The organism is Flavisolibacter ginsenosidimutans (assembly GCF_007970805.1).
GTDB classification, from domain to species: Bacteria; Bacteroidota; Bacteroidia; order Chitinophagales; family Chitinophagaceae; genus Flavisolibacter; species Flavisolibacter ginsenosidimutans.
The window spans coordinates 3,875,123-3,896,879 of record NZ_CP042433.1; the positions used below are offsets into that span (position 1 = coordinate 3,875,123).

The following is a 21,757-nucleotide window of genomic DNA, read 5'->3' on the forward strand; positions in this document are numbered from 1 at the left end:
AAAGGGCAGTGTTTAAAAATAGGCTAAGGTTTATATACCAAGAAACCTTTCGTCAAGTTTCCCTTTTACCGTCCTGTATCTTTGCGGCGCTATGAACCTTTCAAGCCTTTACGACAAAGCCCTTGCTTCAGAATTCCTGGAAATTGAAGAAGGCATGTTTCTTTTTGAAAATGCACCACTCACGGCCCTGATGTACGTGGCCGATGAACTGCGCAAAGGCCGCGTGCCGCACGGAAAAGTAACCTGGCAGATAGATCGTAACGTGAACACCACAAACGTGTGCGTTGCCAACTGTAAGTTTTGCAATTTTTACCGCATACCGGGCCATGCCGAAGCCTACATCACCGACATGCCCACCTACCGCAAAAAAATTGAAGAAACCGTCAAGTACGGCGGCGATCAATTGCTTTTGCAGGGCGGCCATCATCCCGAACTTGGGCTGGATTTTTATACGACTACTTTTCGCGCCATCAAGCAAGAATATCCAACGATAAAGCTGCATGCACTCGGGCCGCCCGAAGTGGCGCACATCTGCAAGCTGGAAGGCAAAAGCCACCGCGAAGTACTGACGGCATTGAAAGAAGCGGGCATGGATTCTTTGCCCGGCGCCGGCGCGGAGATTTTAGTTGATCGTGTGCGTCGCTTAATCTCCAAAGGCAAATGCGGCGCAGACGAATGGCTTGCCATTATGCACGAAGCGCACAAGTTAAACATCACTACATCCGCAACAATGATGTTTGGACATGTAGAAACCATCAGAGAACGGTTTGAACATTTGGTAAAGATCAGGGACGTGCAGGCAAAGAAACCCGAAGGCGCCAAAGGTTTTCTTGCTTTTATTCCGTGGACCTTTCAGGACGTGGATACGTTGCTGACAAAGATTCGCGGCGTACACAACTTAACCACGCCGGAAGAATACATCCGGACGATTGCCATCAGCCGCATCATGCTGCCGAACATCAACAACATACAGGCTTCGTGGCTGACCGTGGGCAAGCAAACGGCGCAACTTTGTTTGCACGCCGGGGCGAATGATTTCGGTTCCATCATGATTGAAGAAAACGTGGTGAGTGCCGCGGGTGCGCCGCACCGGTTTACTTCGCGAACGATTCAGGATGCGATCCGCGAAGCGGGCTTCGAGCCGCAGTTGCGCAACCAACAGTACGAGTGGAGAGAGTTGCCAAAGATGGAGGAGCAGGTGGTGAATTATTGAGCGGAGACTTTCCGTTTTTATAATTGAAACTTACTTATGTTTGGAACAAGGAAATTCGTGGATATAATGTAAGCCGGAGTCCGAAAGCAGCCAATTGTTAGTGATAACTATGAAAATATTTCTTCTCCTTTTTGCCTTTCTTCAAAGCTTTTTGGCACCTTTCTGTAAAGAAAAAAAGTTAGGCTGTGCTGATGTGAGAAACGGAACATTTCACATTTATCCTGCGAATGGCAAAGAACATTATTTGATTATTCGGAAGGACACGCTTCAAACAGAAACGAACCTAAGAGCAGGAACAACTTCTTATTGGAGAGTAAAATGGATATCTAATTGTACGAACACAACGCAATACATTTCAGGCGGAAAAATAGAATCGAAGGAACAAGAAGCCTTTTACAGAAAATCTACAGCTACGTTTACAATTTTACAAGTCACAAAGAACTACTATGTTTTTTCTGGCTCGCTCAGCACACCGAAGGGTAAAATGTACACGTACACTGACACAGCGTGGTTGCATAAAAAATAATCGGCATAGAAAGTATTGACAAATGGACGGCTTATGAAGTCCTCGCTAACCTTCATGTTCTTTACAATTTCAGAGAGCCGACTTTTGTTTGCAACAAAAGCCCCGAAAAGAATTTTGTAACTTCATTCCATGCTTCTTAATGAACTTGTTACAATTGACCCGGAAATTTTAGGCGGCCAACCGGTATTTAAAGGAACCCGTGTTCCTGTTGAAACCTTGTTTGACCATTTGGAAGCCGGTGTTTCACTCAATGAGTTCCTCGACGATTTTCCCGGCGTTACAAAAGAGCAAGCAGTTGCCGTATTGGAAGTTGCGAACAAATTTTTGACCGCTAAAAACTTGGCAACGTTGTATGAAACTGCTACTGGATGAAAATCTTCCCAAACGCTTAAAGGCGGACTTTCCAGAACATGAAGTTTTTACAGTAAGAGAACAAGGTTGGAACGGAATTAAAAACGGCCGGTTAATGCAGTTGATGATTGACAACGGTTTTGATGCCTTACTAACCTTCGATAAAAATTTGCAGCACCAACAAAATTTTCAGAAACATCCACTCACTGTCTTTGTTCTTTCGGCAGCCAACAATACCTATGCAATGCTTACAGGACTTTCGGCTAAGGTTGAAAAGCATTTACAGAAAGGAAATCTTTTCAAAGGTGCGATAGTAATAAGGGAAGAATGAAACACCCTCAATGCTGCCGCATCAAATACTTCTCCAACGCTTCCACCGCACCATCTTTTACCTGCTCTGATTCTTCATTCACGGCCAACCACTCATCATGGCCGCGACGAAAACAATACTCCGCCTTCGAAGATCCTTTCGGAATAAAGCAATACATCTCGTTTTCAAAAATGATGTGGTATTCTTCCTGCCGGCCGTTGAGCGAAAGCGTTGTCCAAAAAAGATCTTCCATGATGATGCGGTTTTGTGTTTAACGAAACAGGACACGCCATTGGCGTGTCCCTCTTGTCTCCTGAATTCTATCTCCTGTCTCCTGACTAATTCGTTCCCGGCTCGGTCGCGGCTTTTGATTGTTGCAACAGTTGCAAAATCTGGTCAAGCTTGGGTGCCAGAATAATCTCGGTGCGGCGGTTGCGCTGGCGGCCTTCCGGCGTGCTGTTGGTGTCCACCGGTTCAAAATAACTGCGGCCCGATGCGGTCACTCTTGTTGGATCAACCGCGTAGGTATTCGTAAGCAACCGAACGATAGACGTTGCTCTTGCCACGCTCAAAGCCCAGTTGTCTTCAAATGTTTTGCGGATGGGAATGGAATCGGTATGGCCTTCTACCACCACGTTAATATCAGGACTGTTGTTTAATGCCTGCGCTAAAGTTGCCAGCGCCTGCTTGCCTTTTTCGTTTACCACCGCGCTGCCCGAAGGGAACAACAAACTTTCCTGCAGGCTCACGTACACACGGCCGTTCTTGGTGAACACGGTCAGTTCGTTAGAATTAAAGCCGGTCAGCGCATCGGCCATTTTCTTGCGCAGGTTTTCTACCGCCTCGCTTTGCTGTTGCAACAGCTTGCGCAAGTCAAGCAAACGTTGTTGTTCGGCTTCCAGTTGCTTTTGTGTAAGGTTGGCCTGGCCGCTTGCCTGCGAGTATTTTTTCAGCGCTTCGTCAATTTGCCCAATGAGGCGGGCATTGTCTTTTTGCAGGTTTTCAATCTGTCCTTTCAAACGAACGATTTCATCGGCTTGCTGCGTGCTTTGGCTCATCAGACTTTGTTCGCGACTTAAAGCTTCTTGATATTTTTTCTGCGAAACGCAGGATGAAAAACAAAGTACCAATGCGGAAAAGATGAGACTGTTGTAAACGAACTTCATCGGTAAGGGTTTTGTGCAAAGGTCTTAAAAATTATGCCATTGTGGTTAGTTGATTCGTTGATAAGTTGATTGGTTGAATAGTGAACGAGGCTTTTGCCAGTTAACAAGTCAACGAATCAACGAATCAACTAAATTGCTTCATGCACATCAATTTTGAATTTAAAGCAAGGCTCCGGGATATTGCTGCCGCAGAAAAAATACTCTTGCAGCAAAAGCCTTTGTTCGTTGGCGAAGATCACCAGACTGACACGTACTTCAACGTTGCAAACGGCCGTTTAAAATTGCGCGAAGGCACCATTGAACACGCCCTGATTTTTTACGAACGAACAAACACGGCCGCAGCTAAGCAATCGAACGTAATGCTTTACCAACATAAACCGGACGAGGCGCTGAAACAAATTCTTGCGCAATCACTCGGCGTTAAAGCCGTTGTGGACAAGCGGCGCAAAATCTATTTCATCAACAACGTAAAGTTTCATTTTGATAACGTCGAGGGCCTTGGCCAGTTTGTAGAAGTAGAGGCCATTGACAAAGACGGAAGCATTGGGCTGGACAAACTGAAAGAGCAATGCCTGCATTACCAAAACCTGTTGAACGTTACAGCCGATGATTTTATGGCCGGATCGTACAGCGACATGCTGCTGGCAAAAAAATCCTCACTCGCCTGACTGCCTTTTTTGTTGTCAAAAAACTTAAGGCACTGACTTTCCAATCCTTAAGCAATAGCCATTTTCTGGCATAGCTTTTTAAGTACTCTTTCAAAAGCAGGCTATGAAAAAAGAAAATAGATTTTCCGAACCGGAGTTGTCCAATGTAACGGTTGACGACCTGTTAAAAGAAGATACGCTGCAAGTGAACGGACATTATTTCCCCGAGGAAGACGATGACGACGACGATGATGACGCGGACACGGAAGATGATTTGGTCTTGGGCGATGACGACGAAGCCGAAGGCAATGAAGAAGAGTATGAAGTGGACATCGAGGATGATGATGCCGACCCTGAAGAAATAGACGATGATGACCTGGTGTTAGACACCGATGACGACCTTGATGAAGACGAAGATGATGACGACCTTTAATCAGTAGTCTATTCTTTTAAAAGGCTGCACCCACGGGTGCGGCTTTTTATTTTTGGCCCAATAACCGAAGCAAGCGCTCTGCGTCCCGCACGGCGTGTGCGCCAATGTCGTTGTTGAAATAAGCCCATACGTTGTGGCCTTCTCCTGCCCAGGTTAGAAACTTGCGGGCAAAGCTTTGCAGGGCTTCATCGCTGTAAGCAGAAGCATACAACTCGGCCGGCCCGTGAAAACGAACGTAAATGTTTTTCGCCGTCACCATTTCGGAATACGGAAAGAAATTGCCCGATTGTGAAATCACCAGGCCAATGTTGTACTTGGCCATCAGTGTTAAGCTCATCTCTTGGAGCCAGCTTTCGTGGCGCACTTCCATTACAAATTGATAGCGGCGATAACGCTCTTGCAACAAGGCATAAAAACGTTCGGTTGCATCGTGGTGAAAACGTAGGACGGCCGGTAATTGTATCAACACTGGCCCCATCTTTTTCTGCATCGTTTCAAATACAGAAAAGAAACGTTCAAGCGGCTCTTCTGGATCGTTCAGCTTTTTCATGTGCGTGAGGTAGCGGCTCATCTTGGGGCAGAAAAGAAAATCGTCCGGCACCTGCCCGGTCCATTTTTGCACCGTTTCTTCGGAAGGCAAACGGTAAAAGCTGCCGTTGATTTCAGTAGTGGAAAAGTGCTCGGCGTAAAAGGGCAGCCACTTTGTTGCCGACAAGCCCTGCGGGTAGAAAACAGCCTTCCAGTGTTTGTAACTCCAGCCCGATGTGCCAACGTGAATTCTTTCTTTCACAGTCTTAACAAAAAAAATTTCGGGCCATACAACGTCCGGCCTTTGCGCATCGTCAATAAAAATGAAAAACCCAATCAATGAAATTGCTCCCCCGTAAAAGGTCAACCGCAGTTTTGGTAGAAAACCAAAAGCCGCTACCGTCGCTGCTTTCCTGTTTGTTGATGGACGCCATTGGCAGCGCGGTTATTTTAATTCCCGTTGCCGGAGAGGTTATCTGGGCGCCCATTTCCGCCTTTCTTTACTGGCGAATGTTCGGTTTCCGCAAGGGTTTTTTGGGCGGCGTATTTTCCTTTGTGGAAGAGCTGATCCCCGGTCTTGATTTTATCCCTACGTTTACTATAAGCTGGGTGCTTCTTTATTTTAAACGCAACAAAGCAGCACTCTCCATCCGGCCCTTTATTCGGTGACAATTCGCCAATTTTAATTGCTTAGTTCACCAAAAAATGCGTCATCGGTCAGGCGCATTTTTTATTGGCAACGGAGAGAGTTAAGAGTTATGAATTAAGAGTTAGGAATTGAATTAACACACTTGCATTTATTTAATAACCCGTGCTTATTACGCTTCACGCACAACTCATAACTCATAACTCTTAATTCATAACCCTTAACTCCTGCTGCTCACTTCACTCTTACAAGAAGCATCCGGTTCAGTTCCTTTTGCCGCGTGGCGGGATTAAGAAAGGGAAGTTGCAACATCGTAATCTCGTAGTCGGCGTGCTGAATGGTTTGCAAAACCGGCAAGCCTTTTTGCTTGAGGTCGTTAAAGCCGTTGTTGTCGGTCATGATCCAAACCGGCGAAGGCTGATTGAGTACGGAGCCGGTAAATTCTTTTCGCAGTTCCGCCGTGTAAAAACAATAGGACGAACTATACACATTGGGCCAGAACCAAACCCGTTTCGCATCCACTTTTTCCTTCGTAGCAAAAGCCAGTTCGTTGCCTGCCTGGTAGCGCAAAAGCTGCGGGTAAAAATTGGTGTTGAGCAAATAAAAAAGTAGCAGCATCGTAACAACCGATGCACCAACAATTTTTTGCAAGCGGCTGCGCAGGCGAAGAAGAATAAAAACAGTGATTGCCAGCAAAAGCAAAAAGCCTCCAATTACCAAAACGTTTCTGGCGGGGAAGGCCCACACGTTAATTGCACCGGCCAACAGCAAAAGCAAAACGCAAAGAACTGCTTGCACAATCAGCAATGCTTTCCCATTTCTTCGCTTTTGTTCGTTCTCCAGTAAATAAAAAGCCGTAAGCACGGCCGCAGCCGGAAACATGATGTTGAGATAATGCGGCAGCTTAAAGCCCGAGAAGGTAATGAGCAAAGCCATCGTTGCAAACGTGGCCGTTGTCAGCCACTCCTGTCTGCGGGTAAAAAAGGTTTTTACGCGGTTGAAAAAAGCTACGAAAGAAAGAATGCTCCACGGCGCAAAGGCCCACAAAAACGAGTGAAAGAAAAAGAAGTAATCGTTCTTGGCGTCGGCGCCAAACGAATCGCCCTGGAAGCGTTCAAAGTTTTGTTTCCACAAAATAAACTGCACACCGGAGCGGCCGCCTTTGCCGCGAATGATTTTTTCGGGATGCAGATCGTACTGCAAGTAATAACAATAAACAACGGGTGAAATAAAAACACCAAACGCAAGAAAGAGAACAAGCAGTTGCCAATGATAAAAGCTTCGCCAGTCTTTTTTGTAAAGAATGTAAAACAAAGTGCCAATGGCTGGCGTGAGAACCGCAATGTGTCCTTTGGTGCAAAAGCCCAGCGCAAGACCCAATGCTGCACCGATGACATTCAGCAACTTTTTGGTGTTCACCCAATCTACCAACTGCCAGGTAGCAAAGGCCACGCAGGCTGTTAAGATGGCATCCATGCGGACATCGTTGTTGGCAAGCATGTAAGCAAAAGCCGAAGCCACAATGAGCGCAGACAGTCTTCCAACTTCAGCGTTGTACAAGGTTCTTCCCAAACGATAAGTGGAATACGTGCCGAGAACTGTAAACAAAAACGACGGAAGCTTGTAGGCAAAGCCCGTTACGCCAAACACCGAATAACTGAAAGCGGCCAGCCAGAAATGAAGGTGCGGTTTGTCGAGGTAATCTTTGCCGTTGTCAACAAGGCTTACGTAATCGCCGGTAAGGTACATGTGCAGGGCAATGTTGGCGTGGTGCGCCGAGTCGTTGTCCATTAGCGGCACAAACAAGCCGAGGATGTACACAACGGCCAGCAGGCCAAAGAACAAAGCGTATTGCGCACGGGAAAAAATCATTGCTGCACGAATGGTTTTGCGAAAGTAGGAGAGAAACCGTTGGTCGTTGATTGTTGGCCGTTGTTCGTTATCGCGGTATTTCGATCAACAATAAACGAACAACGGCCAACTGAACTACATTTCTCCTTTAAAGAAATTCAACTGCGTCAGAATGTTTCGAAGCACGGTCATGCGGGCTTCTTTCAGGTTGATGCTTTTGTCTTTTGTTTCCATGTTCAGCACAAAAAAATACGGGTGGCGGTTTTCTTCAATCCAACCCACAACCCAGGCCAGCGGCGTACCGTCGGCTTTGTAGCCCAAACCGGTTTTGTACGAAAGCATGTACTTCGGCTTGTCTTCAAACAGCATCGCTTTCTTCACCATCAGTTGATAGGTATTGAAGAAAGGAAGCTGGTTAAAATAAAGCCGCTTTACCACGCCCAGTTCTTCGTCGGGAGTAATTTTTAAACTGTTGTCCAGCCAAAACGTATCAATGGCCGATTTGATTTTTTTTGTGCCGTAAGAAAGCGAGTCAAGCCAATGTTGCATCGTGTCTTTGCCGATACGCCGTGCCACCTCCTGGAAGTAGGGAACGGCCGAAACGCGAAAGGCGCGGTACATGCTCAGGTCCTGGTTCCATTCGGGCACGTCGCGAACTTTGCCGTCCCATTTAATCACCATGCTGTCGTTGGTAATGATGCCGGTTTGCAGGCCAACAAGTGCATTAATAATTTTAAAGGTGGAAGCCGGAAGAAAGGCGCTGTCGCGATACCGCGCAAGATTGTAGATGGTGAATTGCCCGGTGCCGTTGTTAAACAGGGCAAAGCAGCCGTCGGACTTTTGCTCGTCGAAATATTTTTTTAACGAATTATCGGTTGTTACGTTGTTGGGCGAACAGGCCGCAAGTACAAAAGCAATCAGGCCAAAAAAAAGAAAGCGCATGAAGAAAAAAATTTTGCCGCAAAGCTAACCGCAGATTGCCGGGATTGAGAAAGGATTATCGGGATTTGCTACCTGGCTTGGGCAGCAGTCCTTTCGTCATTCAACTTACCATTCTCTATCATCCGTCATCTCTCATCTGTCATCTAACTCGTAATCATATGGCAATTGATCCGCCAGGTTTTTCCAACTCCAGTAACCCTGGTTTACCCAACTTTTTTGATCGGTAAAATAACCGTTGGCTTTTATCAAAATGCCGTCGCTTAAATCAACGTAAGAAATTTGCCGCGGCACGTCAAGCGGCAAGCCTTGTTGCTGCAGGTATCTTTTCTCCGGTGCTTTTTTGGTGTAGGTAATGCTGGCTTTTACCGGGAAATAGAGTTCGGCCGTTGCGGTCGTATCGTTGAAAAAATAATAAGCGGTATCGTACGGATTTTTCAGTGTGGCAAAGGGCTCGTATTTCGACGGCTTGTACAAGTCAACGGCAAAACCTTCCTGCGCCAAAGTGCTATCAAAATAGGAACGAAGGAAGTGAAGCCGCGAGCCTTGATAGGTTTCCTTTCGTTTTTGTTGCCACATCGCTTGTTGCACTGAATCGCCTTCCATTGGCAAAAACAAGCACTTGCCGCGATATGAATTCAGGGCCGTTTTAAAGAAGAAAACAAAGGAATCAAGTTCGTAGCGAAGGTTGTAGCCCAAAGTCCTGTTTTGAATTTGCAGCGGTTCGGTGGCCAATACTTTTAAGCGATCGTTTCGTTTGAAATACAAAAATTTTAATGCCTGCGGATTGAGCAGCGTGCAACTATCACCGTTTGGCGTGGCGCCAATGAAATGCTTCAGAAAAAAGTCGCCGTATTTTGCCCAGCCATCCGGCACTTCAGCCGTGTTCTTAATAATTACTTCACCCAATGTGTTGTCGCCTTTTTGCAATTCAAGATTGAAGGTCCGGTCTCCGGTAAGTTCAAGGTTAATGGTTTTGCTGGCGTAGCCGGTAAAGGTGACGTTGATTTCATAACCGCCTTTATCAAGCCGCAGGTGAAACGTTCCGTCTTTACCGGTCAACGTCCCCTTGGTGGTATTTTGCGCAAACACTGATGCGCCTTCGAGTGGCTGTTTTGTTTCGGCATCTACTACGGTTCCGCTGATAACGCCTTGCGCAAACGAAAACAAAAAGGCAAAGAAAAAGAGAAGAAGGAGGAGGATTGGTTTTTTCATAAGATGATCGCAAAGGTTTACAACGTTAAAAGGCCTTGTTTCATTGCCTGCTCGTATTGGGCGCAGGCTTTTTTTATCACGACGTCAAGCGGCGTAAAGCTAAAGTTTGGCAGTTCATTTCGCAAGGCGGTGTTGTCAAACGAGGTTTGGCTGTGCGCCACTTTCGCGGTTTCTTTTGAAAGCAAAGGCTTGCTGCCGGTGAGGATGGATTTTACTTTCTCCATCCGCCACGCTACTTCGCTCATAGCCGGGCCGGCATAGCGGTGCGGCGGTTTTTTACCAAAGCCCTTTGCCATTTCATTCAAAAGAGATTGAAAGCTGCGGTTTTCGGTGTTTACAATAAACCGTCTTTCGGTCATGTCGGAAAGCAATAATTGCACAGCAACTTCGGCAACATCTTCCACGCCCACAAAACCATTAACACCTTTGGTGTACCAGGGAAAGCCTTTGTAGGCATTTCTAAAAATGGCGCAACTGCTTTGGTGCCAGTTGCCGTAACCAAGAATGGTGCTCGGGTTGATGACGACACCTTCAAGGCCTTCGGCAAAGCCGCGCCAGGCGTGCATTTCGGCGCGGTGCTTGGTGACGGCGTAATGCGTGTTGTTCTTGTTCTCTTCCCAGGTTTTTTCTTCGGTAACGGTGGAGGCTTTTGTCGTGCGCCCCAACGCGGCCACCGAACTTACGTGCAGCAAACGCCGTACGCCGCTTTCCAGCGCAGCGTTCACCACGTTGGTCGTGCCGTCAACGTTTACGGCATACATTTCCTTGCGCTTGTCTTTTGTAAACGAAACAACCGCTGCGGAATGAATCACCGCATCAATTCCTTTCATCGCTTCGGCAAGCGATACCACGTCCAGCACATCGCCTTCTACCCATTCTACTTTCTCCCAAATCTTTTGATCAATAAAAAACGGAAGTTTTGACGAACGGCGGATGGCGCGGACTGCATGGCCCTTCTCTACTAAATTTTTAATGATGTATGAGCCGAGAAAACCCGTGCCGCCGGTAACGAGGATCATGTTGAATGGTTGATCAGTTGATTGGTAAAGCGAACGAACGAAAGTAGGATGAAACCTTTAACAAACCGGTCAACCAATCAACGAATAATCATAGTAGCCCTTTCCGCTTTTTTTACCAAGATGAGAAGCCTCTACTTTTTCTTTTTGCAAGTAAGACGGTTTTAACCGTTCGGGTTTGTTCAATTGTTCGTAGACCGAACAACTCACGGCGTAGTTTACGTCATTGCCAATAAGGTCCATGAGTTTGAACGGCCCCATCTTAAAACCAAGGCCTTCCAACAAACGGTCAACGGTGGCGTAATCGGCTTTGCCTTCTTCCACCAGCCGCAAGGCCTCAATGTAATAAGGCCTTGCCACGCGGTTTACAACAAAGCCCGGCGAATCTTTGCAAACCACCGGCATTTTGCCAAAAGCCTTTGTCAACTCAAGCAATCGTTGCATTGTTTCCGCTGATGTTCGTTCGCCTTTTACCACTTCCACCAATTTCATAACGGGAGCGGGATTGAAGAAGTGAAGGCCGGCAAAACGTTCGGGGTTTTTTATTTCTTTGGCCAAAGCCGAAATAGAAAGCGATGACGTGTTGGAAGCGAAGATGGTTTGTGGTGAATTGATGTCGGCCAGTTGATTAAACAAAGCAATTTTTATTTCTGGCTTTTCTACAATGGCTTCGATGATTACATCGGCTTTGCACTGTGTTGTGTCAGCCGTGAACTGAAGTTTAGAAAGAATGGCATCTTTCTTTTCCTCTGTCAGCTTTCCTTTGCCGACAAGCGCAGCTAAATCGCCGCGAAGTTTTTCTTCTGCCTTTTGCACCGCGGCTTCGGCCACATCAAACAAAACGGTATTGAATCCCGCTGCCGCAGAAACTTGTGCAATGCCGCTGCCCATGGTGCCGGCCCCGCAAACGCAAATGTTTTTCATGCGAAAATGTTGAGGCAAATGTAACGGGCAGCGCAAAACGAATTAACTTACCGATACCAAAATCGTTTTGTATGGCCGCCAACAGCTTTTATGCAACGCCCCGTTTAACCACCGTCAGTTTTGCCGTTGGTGTGTTGTTGTTTCTTCTGCCTTTTGCCGAAATCAAATGCAACGGCGCTTCGGTTGCGCACCTGAGTGGGTTGAACATGGTGACCGGATCTGCGCCGAAGGTGGGCGGTGATTTTGAAAACATGACGCAGGTTCTTGGGCAGTACGACAGCCCCGATACCAAAATAAACAGGAGAGAGGAGAAGGGAAAAGTATATGCGTTTGCGGTGATTGCCTTGCTTTTGGGAATTGGCGGACTTGCGGTTTCGCTTACCAAGAAAACGCCTTTTAACCAACTGGAATTGCTTTTGGGTGTGGCCGGCGCCGTTGCGTTAATCGTCCTGATGATCCAGGTAAAATCCGACGTAAGCAGTCAACTGAAGAGCGAAAATAACACGGACGTAAATGGCTTCTCCGGGATGATGAAAGTCTCGGTAGATTTTACCGTCTGGTTCTTTCTTTGTTTGCTAAGCTTTCTTGCCTCCGCCTTTTTCAGTTACAAGCAAAAAGAGCTTGTTGCCACAGGCGATCTGCCGCCGCAAGCCGCGCCGCAATTGGACCTTAAGAACCCCGGCGACCAATCGGAATTTCCGGCTGGTCCTTCGGGCGAAAGAGATTTAGGCTAAATTAACCAGTACAAAAAGCAGGGTAACGACAAGGGCAACTTTGAGTGCCGTTTTGAGCGAGTGTTGTGTAAACAATTCTTGCATGGATATTGGTTTAGACCCGCAAGATGAAAAAAGAAAGCCAAAACACAAAGCCGCTTAGACAATTTCGAAATTTTCTTCGCCAAAACGTCCCGCGAAAAAGCCGGTTGGTCAAAAAGAGTTGAAACGGCGGCAAAAGTATTTAGATATTTGTCTAAATAAGTTGACAGATGTTGGGTGAGGGATGACGGTGTTGTTCGTTGATTGTTGGACGTTGACCGACGAGACGAACAACGAACAATGGCCAACATTTCCTTCTGTCATCTGTCATCTTTCCTCTGTCGTCCATAAACATGAACCTTCTTTTCAAAGCCCTGAACGATGCCACGCGAAGAGAGATTCTCTCGCTGCTGAAAGACGGCGACAAAACTGCCGGCGAAATTGCCGACCGGTTTTCCATTTCCAAGCCGAGCATCTCGCATCACCTGGATTTGTTGAAGCAGGCCGGTTTGGTGGAAGCGGTGAAGCAGGGGCAATTTATTTACTACTCCTTAAACACAACGGTAGTGGATGAAATTGCGCAATGGTTCGTGCAGTTTAAAGCCAAAAAGAAATAAGCAACATGAAAAAGAATCTCCTCCCTTGGATCGTTGTTTTGGTTGCGCTTTTGCCCGCAGTTTATTTGCTCCTGATCTGGCCTTCGATGCCGCAAACGGTGCCGGTACATTTCGGTGCTGATATGAAACCCGACCGCCTTGGCGACAAAGATGAACTGTGGTTAACAACAGGCATTCTTGCCGTCGTTTCGATAGTCGTCTATTTCCTGCTCATCAACTTGCACCGCTTCGATCCCAAACGAAAAGATGCGGCGCAATCGGCCACCTTTCAAAAGCTGGCAGGGGGTACGGTAATATTTATTGCGGCCCTTAACTTTCTCATCCTGAACTCAGCAAAAGGCGGCACAACCATTCAAAGTTTTTTGTTTCCGTTACTGGGATTGATGTTTGCCTTTATCGGCAATTACATGAACCACATCAAGCCCAATTATTTTGCGGGCATTCGCCTGCCCTGGACGTTGAACAACGACGAAAACTGGCGGCGCACTCATCAACTCGGCGGCAAGCTTTGGTTTGCCGGTGGTTTGCTGATTGCGGTGGTGTGCTTGTTTTTAAAACCACCGGCTTCGTTCATCTTCTTTATTGTTGTTATCGTGGTGATGGTTTTCATCCCGGTCGTTTATTCTTACCGCTTGTATAAAAAAGGATTTTAGTTCACCGGGTTTAATTTGTAAAAAGTAGAGCAGCAGTAGAAACATTGGGCTACAGCAATAGCCTGTTTGCCGGAATGGAATGGATAGTAAGGAGATGCACTCGATAATATGGTATTAGGGTATTGCGATATTCCGATATTTTGATTGTGGCGAATAACAGAGTAACTCATTCACTCAATCACTCAATATCGCAATATCTTCTTCACCGGCTCGCCGTTCTGCCGTTAATTTCTGCCGTGATTTTATCAATCACGTATTCGGGCCGCACCACCATGCCGTTGCGCAGCGCTTTATCGCCGCCGCCAATGTAAAGACCGCCAAATACAATGTGCTTATTTTCGGTAAGTATGTAAGCCGGCGCGCCGGAAAGTCCCGGTCCGGTTATACTGTCTTTAAAAGACGTGAAGTAATGGAGTTGGTCGGGCCGCCTTGTTTCTGGCCGGAAAGGATAAAAGCAATAAGCTTCGCCCAACAGCGCGGTGCACGAAAAGGGCTGCTGCCGGTCGGTGAAGTAATCGTTGTAGCCCGCATTGCGCGGATAACCAAAAACCCAGATGGTCTTTGCCGTTTCGCAACGCACCCTTTCGCCAAAATATTTTTCTACGGAGTACACGGGATAGTTTTTGGCGTTCTTTATTTCAACAACAAAAACATCCGGGGCATCGTAATCATGAAAAGGCTGCGTGCTGCGTTTGATGTCGGCCACGGGCAAGGGCAGGTAATGAAGCCGGCTCGTGTCGTTCGACGTGCGGATGAACAAGGTGTCGGGAAAGTTGTCAATCTTCCGAAACTGAAAAGGGTCCCAGCCGGTGATGCAGTGCGCGGCGGTTACAAAAAACAACCGATGCTGGTAGCGGGCAAAAAAGCCTGTTGCCTGCATTTGACTGCCGGCCTTTTTTGCCTGAATGAGATAACTGTACTTGCTCAACGAGTCCGTAAGGTCTTGCGCGGAAACCGTAAAAAACAAAGCAAGAAAAAGCAGCGTAAAATTAATTCGCATAGGCCAGTGTTTTTTCGCAGCTTTCCGGTTTACGGGGTCTTTTGAATAGAAGATTGGAGCAGTCGGTTGACAGAGGGCAGCGTTAGTGGTTTTTCAAAAGAGAAGGCTAAATCAAAAGTAAAACAAATCTGCCACGAGGCTAAGCCGGGCAAGCCAGCCATTCCTTTAATGCAATTTTCAATCCAAGTCACGAAATAAAGAGAAGGCACAGGAAGTGTGGAAGAACAGAATCGGTTACGCAAGCTTACTCCGCATATTTGTATCCCACACCTCTTACCGAATGAAAATATTTAGGGTTGCGGCTGTCTTCTTCAAAATACTTGCGAAAGCTTAAAATGAAATTATCAATCGTTCTTGTGGTGGGATAAACATTATAGCCCCAAACCGATTGCAAAATTTTTTCCCGCGGCACTACTTCGTTTTTGTTTTCGACGAGCAGCTTTAAAAGCATCGCTTCCTTCTTGCTTAAATCTATTTTCTCGCCGCGAAGGGTAGTGGCCTGCTGCGCTTTAAAGTCAACCGTATTGCCGCCAAAACTGTAGGTTTCGCCTACGAATGATTTGTCCTGCAAACGCTTGGCCTTTTGAATGAGCTTTTGCACACGCAAAAGCAGTTCTTCCAAATTAAACGGCTTGGTCAAATAATCATCCGCACCCTTTTTTAAACCCGTTACTCTATCGGCGCTGCTGTCTTTTGCGCTCAGGATTAAAATGGGCACTTCGGTATTGGTTAAGCGAATGTTTTGTGTAACGCTGAGGCCGTCCATTTCGGGCAGCATAACATCCATGATGATGAGGTCAAAGTATTCGTTCTGCACGGCCTTCATGGCTTGCACGCCGTCAAAAGCCGATGTAATTTGATAGCCTTCCAGTTCAAGATTCAGCTTTAAACTTTCGTGCAGGTTCTCTTCGTCTTCCACCAACAAAATCGATGGTTTGTTCGGGTCAATCATATCATCCGTAAAATTGAACAATAAATTTACTGCCTGTTGGCAGATTGTCTTTCACCGTTATTTCGCCGCCGTGGTCTTCAGCAATTTTTTGGCAGATGTACAAACCCAAACCCGTGCCTTGCGTTTTGCGGGTTTGTTCGTTGCCAATGCGGTAAAATTTTTTAAACACGGCTTTCTTTTCTTCGTCCGGAATGCCTGTGCCTTCGTCCACCACTTCTAAGAAAACAGCGTTGTCGTTTTGTGCAAGATGCAAGTCAACGCGTTTATCCTTTGGCGAATATTTATTTGCGTTTTCCAGTAAATTGCTCAACAAGAGTTTCAGCAAGGTTGCATCTCCGTTAATAGTCACATCGTCTTGAATCAAAGCCTGGAGCAAACGTTCGGGATACCGTACTTCAAAAGCTTTCACTGCATCTTTCACCAGTTCCGAAAAATCCAATTCTTCTTTCGTAATGTGGTAAGCGTGGTCTTCCAGTTGTGAGGCAATGAGTATGTTGTTGATGAGTGTATCAAGCCGCAAGGTTTCCTGCAAGGTGGCCTGCAGCAGTTTCTTTTTCTTCTCTTCTTCCAGTTGGTGCTTTTGCAGGGTTTGCAGATTCAGGCGTGCCACTGCGATAGGCGTTTTTAATTCGTGCGTCACGGCCATCACAAAGTTTTGCTGTTGTTGCTGCAAGCGAAACTGCTGCCGCACCGAACGGTAAATAAACACGGCGCCAACGCAAATGAGCAAAAGAAAAGCGCTGCCCTCGCCAACGTATTTATATATGCCACGCTTTTCTGCTTCTTCGATGGCTTTTGTTTTTATTGCATAATCGGTTGAAGCCGTGGGTAAGTTTTTTTTTAGCAGCGTATGAATTTCACGGTTTTGTTGCAGCAAGGAAAAAGCCCACCAGGCAAAAGCTGCTATGATGTAAAGCAGCAGCACCCAATAAACAACGGTAGTGACGCGTAGCTTTTGTTTGGGAACCATCGCTAAGGCGTTTTCTTTTCGAGACGAAGGCCTACGTCCATGATGTTGGGCAAGGGATCGTCTCGCATGATTTGTTCCAGTGTAAAACTGTATTCGCCGGCCCGGTCAAAGCTGAATTTTTGCGGGTCCAGCACAAAGCCCACGCGGTGCTCAAACACATCGTCCATGCCCGAGCCCAGCCAGCCTTCCTTGTTGGCCAGCGGAAGTTCCAACACAAATTTGTGAACCGTATCGGCAGGGCCTTTTGCGTACAGGTTAACCCAAACGTTGTTGTACTTGTATTGGTTGTTGTGCCGAACAATAAAGTAAAGCTGGTACGGAACGGCCGTGTCTTTAATGGTGAAGGTAAACTCCGGTTTAAAATTGCTTTGCCACTGATGCTTTGGAACGGGAACTACTTTTTCGTACAGGTTAATGCGGTCGCAGGAAAAAAGGAATGCGCAAAGCGCAATTAGCAATAAACAATAAACGAAGCCGCGAAGCTTTTTGAAAACGATCATGGCGTAAAGCTAAAGAAAGGAAGACGGATGACGGATGACTGAAAAATTCTCTTCTGTCATCCGTCTTCTTTCATCTATCCTTACAGCACGTTCAATACTTGTTCCTTCGCTTTTTCCAACTCATCCTTCATCAGCACCACGCTTTTTTGAATGGTGGAGTCGTAAGCCTTGGCGCCGGTGGTGTTGATCTCTCTGCCAATTTCCTGTAAGATGAACGAAAGCTTTTTGCCTTTGCTTTCTTCGGGCTCTGCAAGAACCGACGTGAAATAATCGCAGTGATTTTTCAGTCGTACTTGCTCTTCGCTGATGTCAATTTTTTCAATGTAGTAAACCAATTCCTGTTCCAGGCGGTTGGCGTCATAGGCTTCCTTGCCCACGTATTCTTCCAACAGTTTTTTGACGCCGTCGCGAATCTTTTGTTTACGGTTAGGCTCCAGCCGCTCTACTTCTTTTTGTTGTTTTAAAATATTGGCAATGCGCAGTTCAAGATCAGCTTTCAACGATTTGCCTTCGTCGAGGCGGTGGTTGTTTAAGTCATCAACGGCGGCTTCAATCACAGCCGTAAACTGTTTCCATTCTTCGTCGGTAAGCGTTTCACTTGTTGGCGTAATGACTTCGGGAAGTTTGATGATGGTGCTTAAAAGCGAAGTCGCATCAAGGTTCAATTCCTGCGACAAAGCGGCCAGCGGTTTAAAATAAGCTTTAGCCAGATCGGTATTGATGGTAACCGGTTTGGCGTTGCCGGTTTCTTTTAGATTGATGGTGCAATCAACCGTTCCGCGTCCGAGCTTTTCGGACAGGATCTTCCGGATGTCGAATTCAAACGGTTTTAAAAAAGCCGGCATCTTCAACTGCAGGTCAAACTGTTTTCCGTTGAGTGATTTAATGTCCACTAAAAAGGTCTTGTCGCCTACGCTCCGTTCCGCTCTTCCAAAGCCGGTCATTGATTTTAGCATGTACAGATTTTTTTATTGAAGTGATAAATTTAGTCTTTTCAAAAAAGGTTTGCGTTTGTTCTTCCTGAACATTGACGATTGTTGGAGCCTTTACGTTGCGGCAAAGCCAATAAAAAAGCCTCGCTTGTGGCAAGGCTTAATATGTAGATGGGTTAGTAAGTAAGGGAAATTAAATTTCCCATCACAATATTAAAAAGATTTTTTGCGAACGAAAAAATTTTAGCGCAGTTTTTATTCACATTTTTTTGTTGCCGCTGTGAATTGAAACATGCTTTTGCGATGATGACAAACTAAAACTTGTGACTTCATTTTTTTAAACCGCTTTTTGGCGATCGCGGCAAACGCAGTTGTCATCAACGTTTGAAGCAAATGATTAAAACAGGAGAAGCCGCAAAAGCCGCAACAACGATGGCAGAAGTTTTAAACGACAACGTACACCTACCTTTGAAAAAATTTTTTGAATGCGCTTTGAAAAACCCGTTCCGTTAAGCGAAATCAGGAGCTTGATTAATGCCCGCATTGTTGGTAATGACGATGGTTCTGCAACCGGCATAAACGAGATTCACAAAGTAGAAGAAGGCGACCTGGTGTTTGTTGATCATCCGAAGTATTATCAAAAATGCATTCAGTCCGCGGCCACCTATATCATCATTAATAAGGAAACCGACTTCCCTTCGAACAAAGCTTTGCTCATCGTTGACGAACCTTTTGAAGCCTATCAAACTATTGTGCGTCATTACCGTCCTTTTGAGCCTTTACAAAAAGCAGTCAGCGATTCGGCCAGCATCGGCGAAGGCAGCATTGTAATGCCCGGCGCTGTTATCGGGCATCACGTGCAAATCGGGAAGAACACCGTCATTCATCCGGCTGTTGTCATCATGGATCATTGCATCATTGGCAACGATGTCATCATTCAAAGCGGAACGGTGATTGGCAGCGATGCTTTTTATTACAACAAGAAAACGAATCGTGATGTGCACTATAAAAAGATGCTGAGTTGTGGAAGAGTCGTGATTGAAGATGCCGTTGAGATTGGCGCCAACTGCACCATTGACCGCGGGGTAAGCGGCGATACGGTGATTGGCGCCGGAACAAAAATTGACAATCTTGTTCACATCGGTCACGATACGGTGGTTGGAAAAAATTGTTTGTTTGCTGCGCAGGTAGGCATTGCCGGCGCTACGGTGATTGAAGACGATGTAATTCTTTGGGGACAAGTTGGCGTAAGCAAAACACTCACCATTGGCAAAGGCGCCGAAGTGTACGCACAAAGCGGTGTGCCTGCGGGTTTGGAAGGCGGCAAAAAATATTTTGGTTCGCCGGCTGAAGATGCGATGCTGAAGAAGAAAGAACTTGTTTGGATAAAACGCATTCCCGCGCTTTGGGAAAAAGCGTTTGGGAAATGATGGCAGATGACGGATGACAGAACTTGGTCGAAGAACATCGAACGTCAAGCTTCGAACGCTGCCATCCGTCATCTGCCATCTGTCCGCTGTTGTTTTACCAATGCGTTTGCATTTAGTTTTGTTACTTGCTCGCCTTACGTGAAAGCCTGCGCCCGTTATATCAAAACCGTTTTAGGCCTTGCGCTGCTGCTGCTTGCAAGCAAGAGCTTCGCACAATACAAAGTAAAAGGACACGTATTGGACAGTTCCCGCATTTATCCCATTGAACTGGTAACGGTACACAGCACCGGCGGACAAACAGCCATGACGGATTCAACGGGCTTTTATTCCATCGGCGTAGCCGAAAAAGATTCCATCTGGTTTTCGTATTTGGGAAGGCCCACGCCAAAATATCCGGTTTTAAAAATTGCCGACATCACGCAGTTTGACATTGCGCTTCGCCTTAAATCTGATGTGATGCGAGAAGTAAAGATTCGTAACCGCAACTACAAAGAAGATTCAACGCAGAACCGAAAAGACTACGCAAAGGCTTTTAATTTTCACCGGCCTTCGCTCAGTACCATGACCTCTGTTACGTCGTCGGGTGTGGGTTTTGATTTGGATGAGATCATCCGGCTTTTCCAGTTTCGCAAAAACAAAAGCATGGAGCGTTTTCGCGAACGGCTGGAGCAAGAGGAACGTGACAAGTTCGTTGATCATCGTTTTACAAAAGGCCTGGTGAAACGTTTGACCGGCATTGAGAAAGACGATGAGCTTTCGGACTTCATGAAAAAATACCGGCCCACCTTTGCCTTTGCCGCCGGCACGTCGGATTACGATTTCCAGTTCTTCATCAAGATTGCTTACGAGGAATACAAAAAACAAAAGAGCTTTAAGCCGGCAATTCCTGCCGCACCAAAACCGTTTTAACGGAAAGCCGTAATTTGAACGCAAAAGATTTTCATGCGGTTGCTCCTTGTTTTTTCTCTCTTTCTTTTTTCCTGCCAATCTTATAAAGCGCTTCATCGCGATGCAATTGTGGTAGATACGCACAACGATGTGCTTTCCTCCGCCACGATGAAAGGCTTAAATATTGAAAACGATTTAACCGGCAAAACGCATTCGGACATAGCCCGCTTTAAAAAAGGCGGCGTGGACGTTCAGGTTTTTTCCATCTTTTGCGACGAACGTTTTGGTAAAGACACGGCCTTCAAATTTGCTAACATCGAAATTGATTCGCTGTACGCGATTGTTGGAAGAAACGGCGACAAACTGATGATGGTTGCAACGCCTGCGCAATTACAAGAAGCTGTGGCGCAAAAAAAGCTTGCCTGCATGATGGGTGTAGAAGGCGGTCACATGATGGAAGATAGACTTTCAAACCTCGATAGCTTTTACAAGCGTGGTGTTTGCTACATGACGCTGACCTGGAACAATTCAACAGCGTGGGCTACATCGGCCCTGGACGAAACGAGAAAGAAAGACTCGCTGCCGCACAAAGGCCTTACGGATTTTGGTAAACAAGTGGTGCGCCGCATGAACGAACTGGGAATGATGGTGGACCTTTCGCACGTAGGCGAGCAAACGTTTTGGGACGCTATCAACACCACGTCAAAACCCGTCATTGTTTCGCACAGTTGCGCCTATGCGTTGAACCCTGTTTTTCGAAATTTAAAAGACGAGCAAATAAAAGCCGTTGGGAAAAACGGCGGCGTCATTCACCTAAATTTTTATTCGGGCTTTGTTGACAGCAATTACAACAAAAACAAAGCGGCTTTTTTGGCAAGGCACCGCAGTGAAGTGGACTCGCTCCGAAAACAGAAATGGGCCGGTTACGAAATTGAAGAAGGAATGGCCAAGAAATATCCGCAGGAAGTAGATGCATACCGTCCTTCACTTTCACAACTGCTCGACCATCTTGATTACATCGTAAAACTGGCCGGCGTAGATCACGTGGGTTTGGGTTCTGATTTCGACGGCATTGAATCGGCGCCAAAGCCACTTGACGATGTGACGGCGTATCCACTCATCACGAAAGCGCTTTTAAAAAGAGGTTATAGCAAAGCAGACGTAAAGAAAATTCTGGGCGAAAACTTTATCCGTGTTTTTAAAGCGAACATGATGACGGGGAATAGATGACAGATGACAGGGTTGATTGTTGATCGTTGATCATTGGCCGAAGAGCCGAACAACGACCAACGGCC

General features: G+C 46.4%; 26 protein-coding genes. 13 read left to right on the plus strand and 13 right to left on the minus strand.

The genetic code is table 11. The annotated features are described in order from the left end of the window. Positions 1-91 precede the first annotated feature (91 nt). From mqnC to FSB75_RS16450, 4 genes are all read left to right on the plus strand, one after another. Positions 92-1,213, plus strand: a complete 1,122-nt coding sequence (gene mqnC / locus FSB75_RS16435) for a cyclic dehypoxanthinyl futalosine synthase (protein WP_146789718.1) — start codon at positions 92-94, stop codon at positions 1,211-1,213. 109 nt (positions 1,214-1,322) lie between these two features. Beyond that, positions 1,323-1,739 carry a hypothetical protein gene (locus FSB75_RS16440; RefSeq protein ID WP_146789719.1) on the plus strand — a complete coding sequence of 139 codons (417 nt, stop codon included), beginning with the start codon at positions 1,323-1,325 and terminating at the stop codon, positions 1,737-1,739. A gap of 129 nt (positions 1,740-1,868) precedes the next feature. Further along, positions 1,869-2,111 (plus strand): DUF433 domain-containing protein, encoded by a 243-nt coding sequence (locus FSB75_RS16445; RefSeq protein WP_146789721.1) that lies wholly within the window; start codon positions 1,869-1,871, stop codon positions 2,109-2,111. Then, the gene (locus FSB75_RS16450; RefSeq protein ID WP_146789723.1) at positions 2,092-2,421 is read left to right on the plus strand and encodes a DUF5615 family PIN-like protein; all 330 of its coding nucleotides are present in this window, start codon (positions 2,092-2,094) and stop codon (positions 2,419-2,421) included. Before FSB75_RS16445 ends, FSB75_RS16450 begins: the two co-directional genes overlap by 20 nt. A 7-nt stretch (positions 2,422-2,428) precedes the next feature. Here FSB75_RS16450 and FSB75_RS16455 read toward each other — a convergent pair whose 3' ends face one another. Continuing rightward, positions 2,429-2,653 (minus strand): hypothetical protein, encoded by a 225-nt coding sequence (locus FSB75_RS16455; protein ID WP_146789725.1) that lies wholly within the window; start codon positions 2,651-2,653, stop codon positions 2,429-2,431. 85 nt (positions 2,654-2,738) lie between these two features. Further along, a complete protein-coding gene (locus FSB75_RS16460; RefSeq protein WP_146789727.1) occupies positions 2,739-3,566 on the minus strand; it encodes an OmpA/MotB family protein in 828 nt (275 codons plus the stop codon). A 140-nt stretch (positions 3,567-3,706) separates the two neighbouring features. On the opposite strand from FSB75_RS16460, the gene FSB75_RS16465 reads away from it, so the two are divergent. Together FSB75_RS16465 and FSB75_RS21855 are read left to right on the plus strand one after the other, a co-directional pair. Next, complete coding sequence (locus FSB75_RS16465; protein WP_146789729.1) at positions 3,707-4,234, plus strand: class IV adenylate cyclase; 528 nt, start codon at positions 3,707-3,709, stop codon at positions 4,232-4,234. A gap of 103 nt (positions 4,235-4,337) precedes the next feature. Beyond that, positions 4,338-4,646: a hypothetical protein gene (locus FSB75_RS21855; protein WP_172623191.1), complete on the plus strand. Its 309-nt coding sequence runs from the start codon at positions 4,338-4,340 to the stop codon at positions 4,644-4,646. Between the two features lie 46 nt (positions 4,647-4,692). On the opposite strand, the gene FSB75_RS16475 is transcribed toward FSB75_RS21855, so the two are convergent. Continuing rightward, complete coding sequence (locus FSB75_RS16475; RefSeq protein WP_146789731.1) at positions 4,693-5,436, minus strand: DUF72 domain-containing protein; 744 nt, start codon at positions 5,434-5,436, stop codon at positions 4,693-4,695. A gap of 77 nt (positions 5,437-5,513) precedes the next feature. On the opposite strand from FSB75_RS16475, the gene FSB75_RS16480 reads away from it, so the two are divergent. Continuing rightward, positions 5,514-5,843 (plus strand): hypothetical protein, encoded by a 330-nt coding sequence (locus FSB75_RS16480; RefSeq protein WP_227990613.1) that lies wholly within the window; start codon positions 5,514-5,516, stop codon positions 5,841-5,843. Between the two features lie 211 nt (positions 5,844-6,054). Here the strand turns inward: FSB75_RS16480 and FSB75_RS16485 are convergent, their stop codons facing one another. The 5 genes from FSB75_RS16485 to FSB75_RS16505 all read right to left on the minus strand — a co-directional run bounded on the left by FSB75_RS16485 (position 6,055) and on the right by FSB75_RS16505 (position 11,765). After that, positions 6,055-7,692 (minus strand): ArnT family glycosyltransferase, encoded by a 1,638-nt coding sequence (locus tag FSB75_RS16485; RefSeq protein ID WP_146789733.1) that lies wholly within the window; start codon positions 7,690-7,692, stop codon positions 6,055-6,057. 114 nt (positions 7,693-7,806) lie between these two features. Further along, a complete protein-coding gene (locus tag FSB75_RS16490) occupies positions 7,807-8,613 on the minus strand; it encodes a class D beta-lactamase (protein WP_146789735.1) in 807 nt (268 codons plus the stop codon). Positions 8,614-8,745: 132 nt separating this feature from the next. Further along, complete coding sequence (locus FSB75_RS16495) at positions 8,746-9,825, minus strand: carboxypeptidase-like regulatory domain-containing protein (protein ID WP_146789736.1); 1,080 nt, start codon at positions 9,823-9,825, stop codon at positions 8,746-8,748. Positions 9,826-9,842: 17 nt separating this feature from the next. Continuing rightward, positions 9,843-10,844 carry an SDR family NAD(P)-dependent oxidoreductase gene (locus FSB75_RS16500; RefSeq protein ID WP_146789738.1) on the minus strand — a complete coding sequence of 334 codons (1,002 nt, stop codon included), beginning with the start codon at positions 10,842-10,844 and terminating at the stop codon, positions 9,843-9,845. 69 nt (positions 10,845-10,913) lie between these two features. Next, entirely contained in the window at positions 10,914-11,765 is an 852-nt protein-coding gene (locus FSB75_RS16505; protein WP_146789740.1) for a 3-hydroxyacyl-CoA dehydrogenase NAD-binding domain-containing protein, read from the minus strand. Between the two features lie 71 nt (positions 11,766-11,836). On the opposite strand from FSB75_RS16505, the gene FSB75_RS16510 reads away from it, so the two are divergent. From FSB75_RS16510 to FSB75_RS16520, 3 genes are all read left to right on the plus strand, one after another. Further along, the gene (locus tag FSB75_RS16510; RefSeq protein ID WP_146789742.1) at positions 11,837-12,499 is read left to right on the plus strand and encodes a hypothetical protein; all 663 of its coding nucleotides are present in this window, start codon (positions 11,837-11,839) and stop codon (positions 12,497-12,499) included. Positions 12,500-12,873: 374 nt separating this feature from the next. After that, positions 12,874-13,137: an autorepressor SdpR family transcription factor gene (locus FSB75_RS16515; RefSeq protein ID WP_146789745.1), complete on the plus strand. Its 264-nt coding sequence runs from the start codon at positions 12,874-12,876 to the stop codon at positions 13,135-13,137. 5 nt (positions 13,138-13,142) lie between these two features. Further along, positions 13,143-13,790 carry an SdpI family protein gene (locus FSB75_RS16520; RefSeq protein WP_146789747.1) on the plus strand — a complete coding sequence of 216 codons (648 nt, stop codon included), beginning with the start codon at positions 13,143-13,145 and terminating at the stop codon, positions 13,788-13,790. 202 nt (positions 13,791-13,992) lie between these two features. On the opposite strand, the gene FSB75_RS16525 is transcribed toward FSB75_RS16520, so the two are convergent. From FSB75_RS16525 to FSB75_RS16545, 5 genes are all read right to left on the minus strand, one after another. After that, complete coding sequence (locus tag FSB75_RS16525; protein WP_146789749.1) at positions 13,993-14,790, minus strand: hypothetical protein; 798 nt, start codon at positions 14,788-14,790, stop codon at positions 13,993-13,995. A gap of 244 nt (positions 14,791-15,034) precedes the next feature. Next, a complete protein-coding gene (locus FSB75_RS16530) occupies positions 15,035-15,742 on the minus strand; it encodes a response regulator transcription factor (protein WP_146789751.1) in 708 nt (235 codons plus the stop codon). A 1-nt stretch (position 15,743) separates the two neighbouring features. After that, a complete protein-coding gene (locus FSB75_RS16535) occupies positions 15,744-16,712 on the minus strand; it encodes a sensor histidine kinase (protein ID WP_146789753.1) in 969 nt (322 codons plus the stop codon). A gap of 2 nt (positions 16,713-16,714) precedes the next feature. After that, a complete protein-coding gene (locus FSB75_RS16540; protein ID WP_146789755.1) occupies positions 16,715-17,212 on the minus strand; it encodes a gliding motility lipoprotein GldH in 498 nt (165 codons plus the stop codon). A gap of 80 nt (positions 17,213-17,292) precedes the next feature. After that, the gene (locus tag FSB75_RS16545; protein WP_146789757.1) at positions 17,293-18,168 is read right to left on the minus strand and encodes a YicC/YloC family endoribonuclease; all 876 of its coding nucleotides are present in this window, start codon (positions 18,166-18,168) and stop codon (positions 17,293-17,295) included. Positions 18,169-18,629: 461 nt separating this feature from the next. Here FSB75_RS16545 and FSB75_RS16550 point away from each other — a divergent pair, with 461 nt between their 5' ends. Genes FSB75_RS16550 through FSB75_RS16560 form a run of 3 tightly spaced genes read left to right on the plus strand, consistent with a single transcriptional unit; the run spans position 18,630 to position 21,692 of the window. After that, positions 18,630-19,574, plus strand: a complete 945-nt coding sequence (locus tag FSB75_RS16550; protein WP_146789759.1) for a UDP-3-O-(3-hydroxymyristoyl)glucosamine N-acyltransferase — start codon at positions 18,630-18,632, stop codon at positions 19,572-19,574. A gap of 6 nt (positions 19,575-19,580) precedes the next feature. After that, positions 19,581-20,483: a peptidase associated/transthyretin-like domain-containing protein gene (locus FSB75_RS16555; RefSeq protein WP_146789761.1), complete on the plus strand. Its 903-nt coding sequence runs from the start codon at positions 19,581-19,583 to the stop codon at positions 20,481-20,483. 33 nt (positions 20,484-20,516) lie between these two features. Further along, the gene (locus tag FSB75_RS16560) at positions 20,517-21,692 is read left to right on the plus strand and encodes a dipeptidase (protein WP_146789763.1); all 1,176 of its coding nucleotides are present in this window, start codon (positions 20,517-20,519) and stop codon (positions 21,690-21,692) included. Positions 21,693-21,757 lie beyond the last annotated feature (65 nt).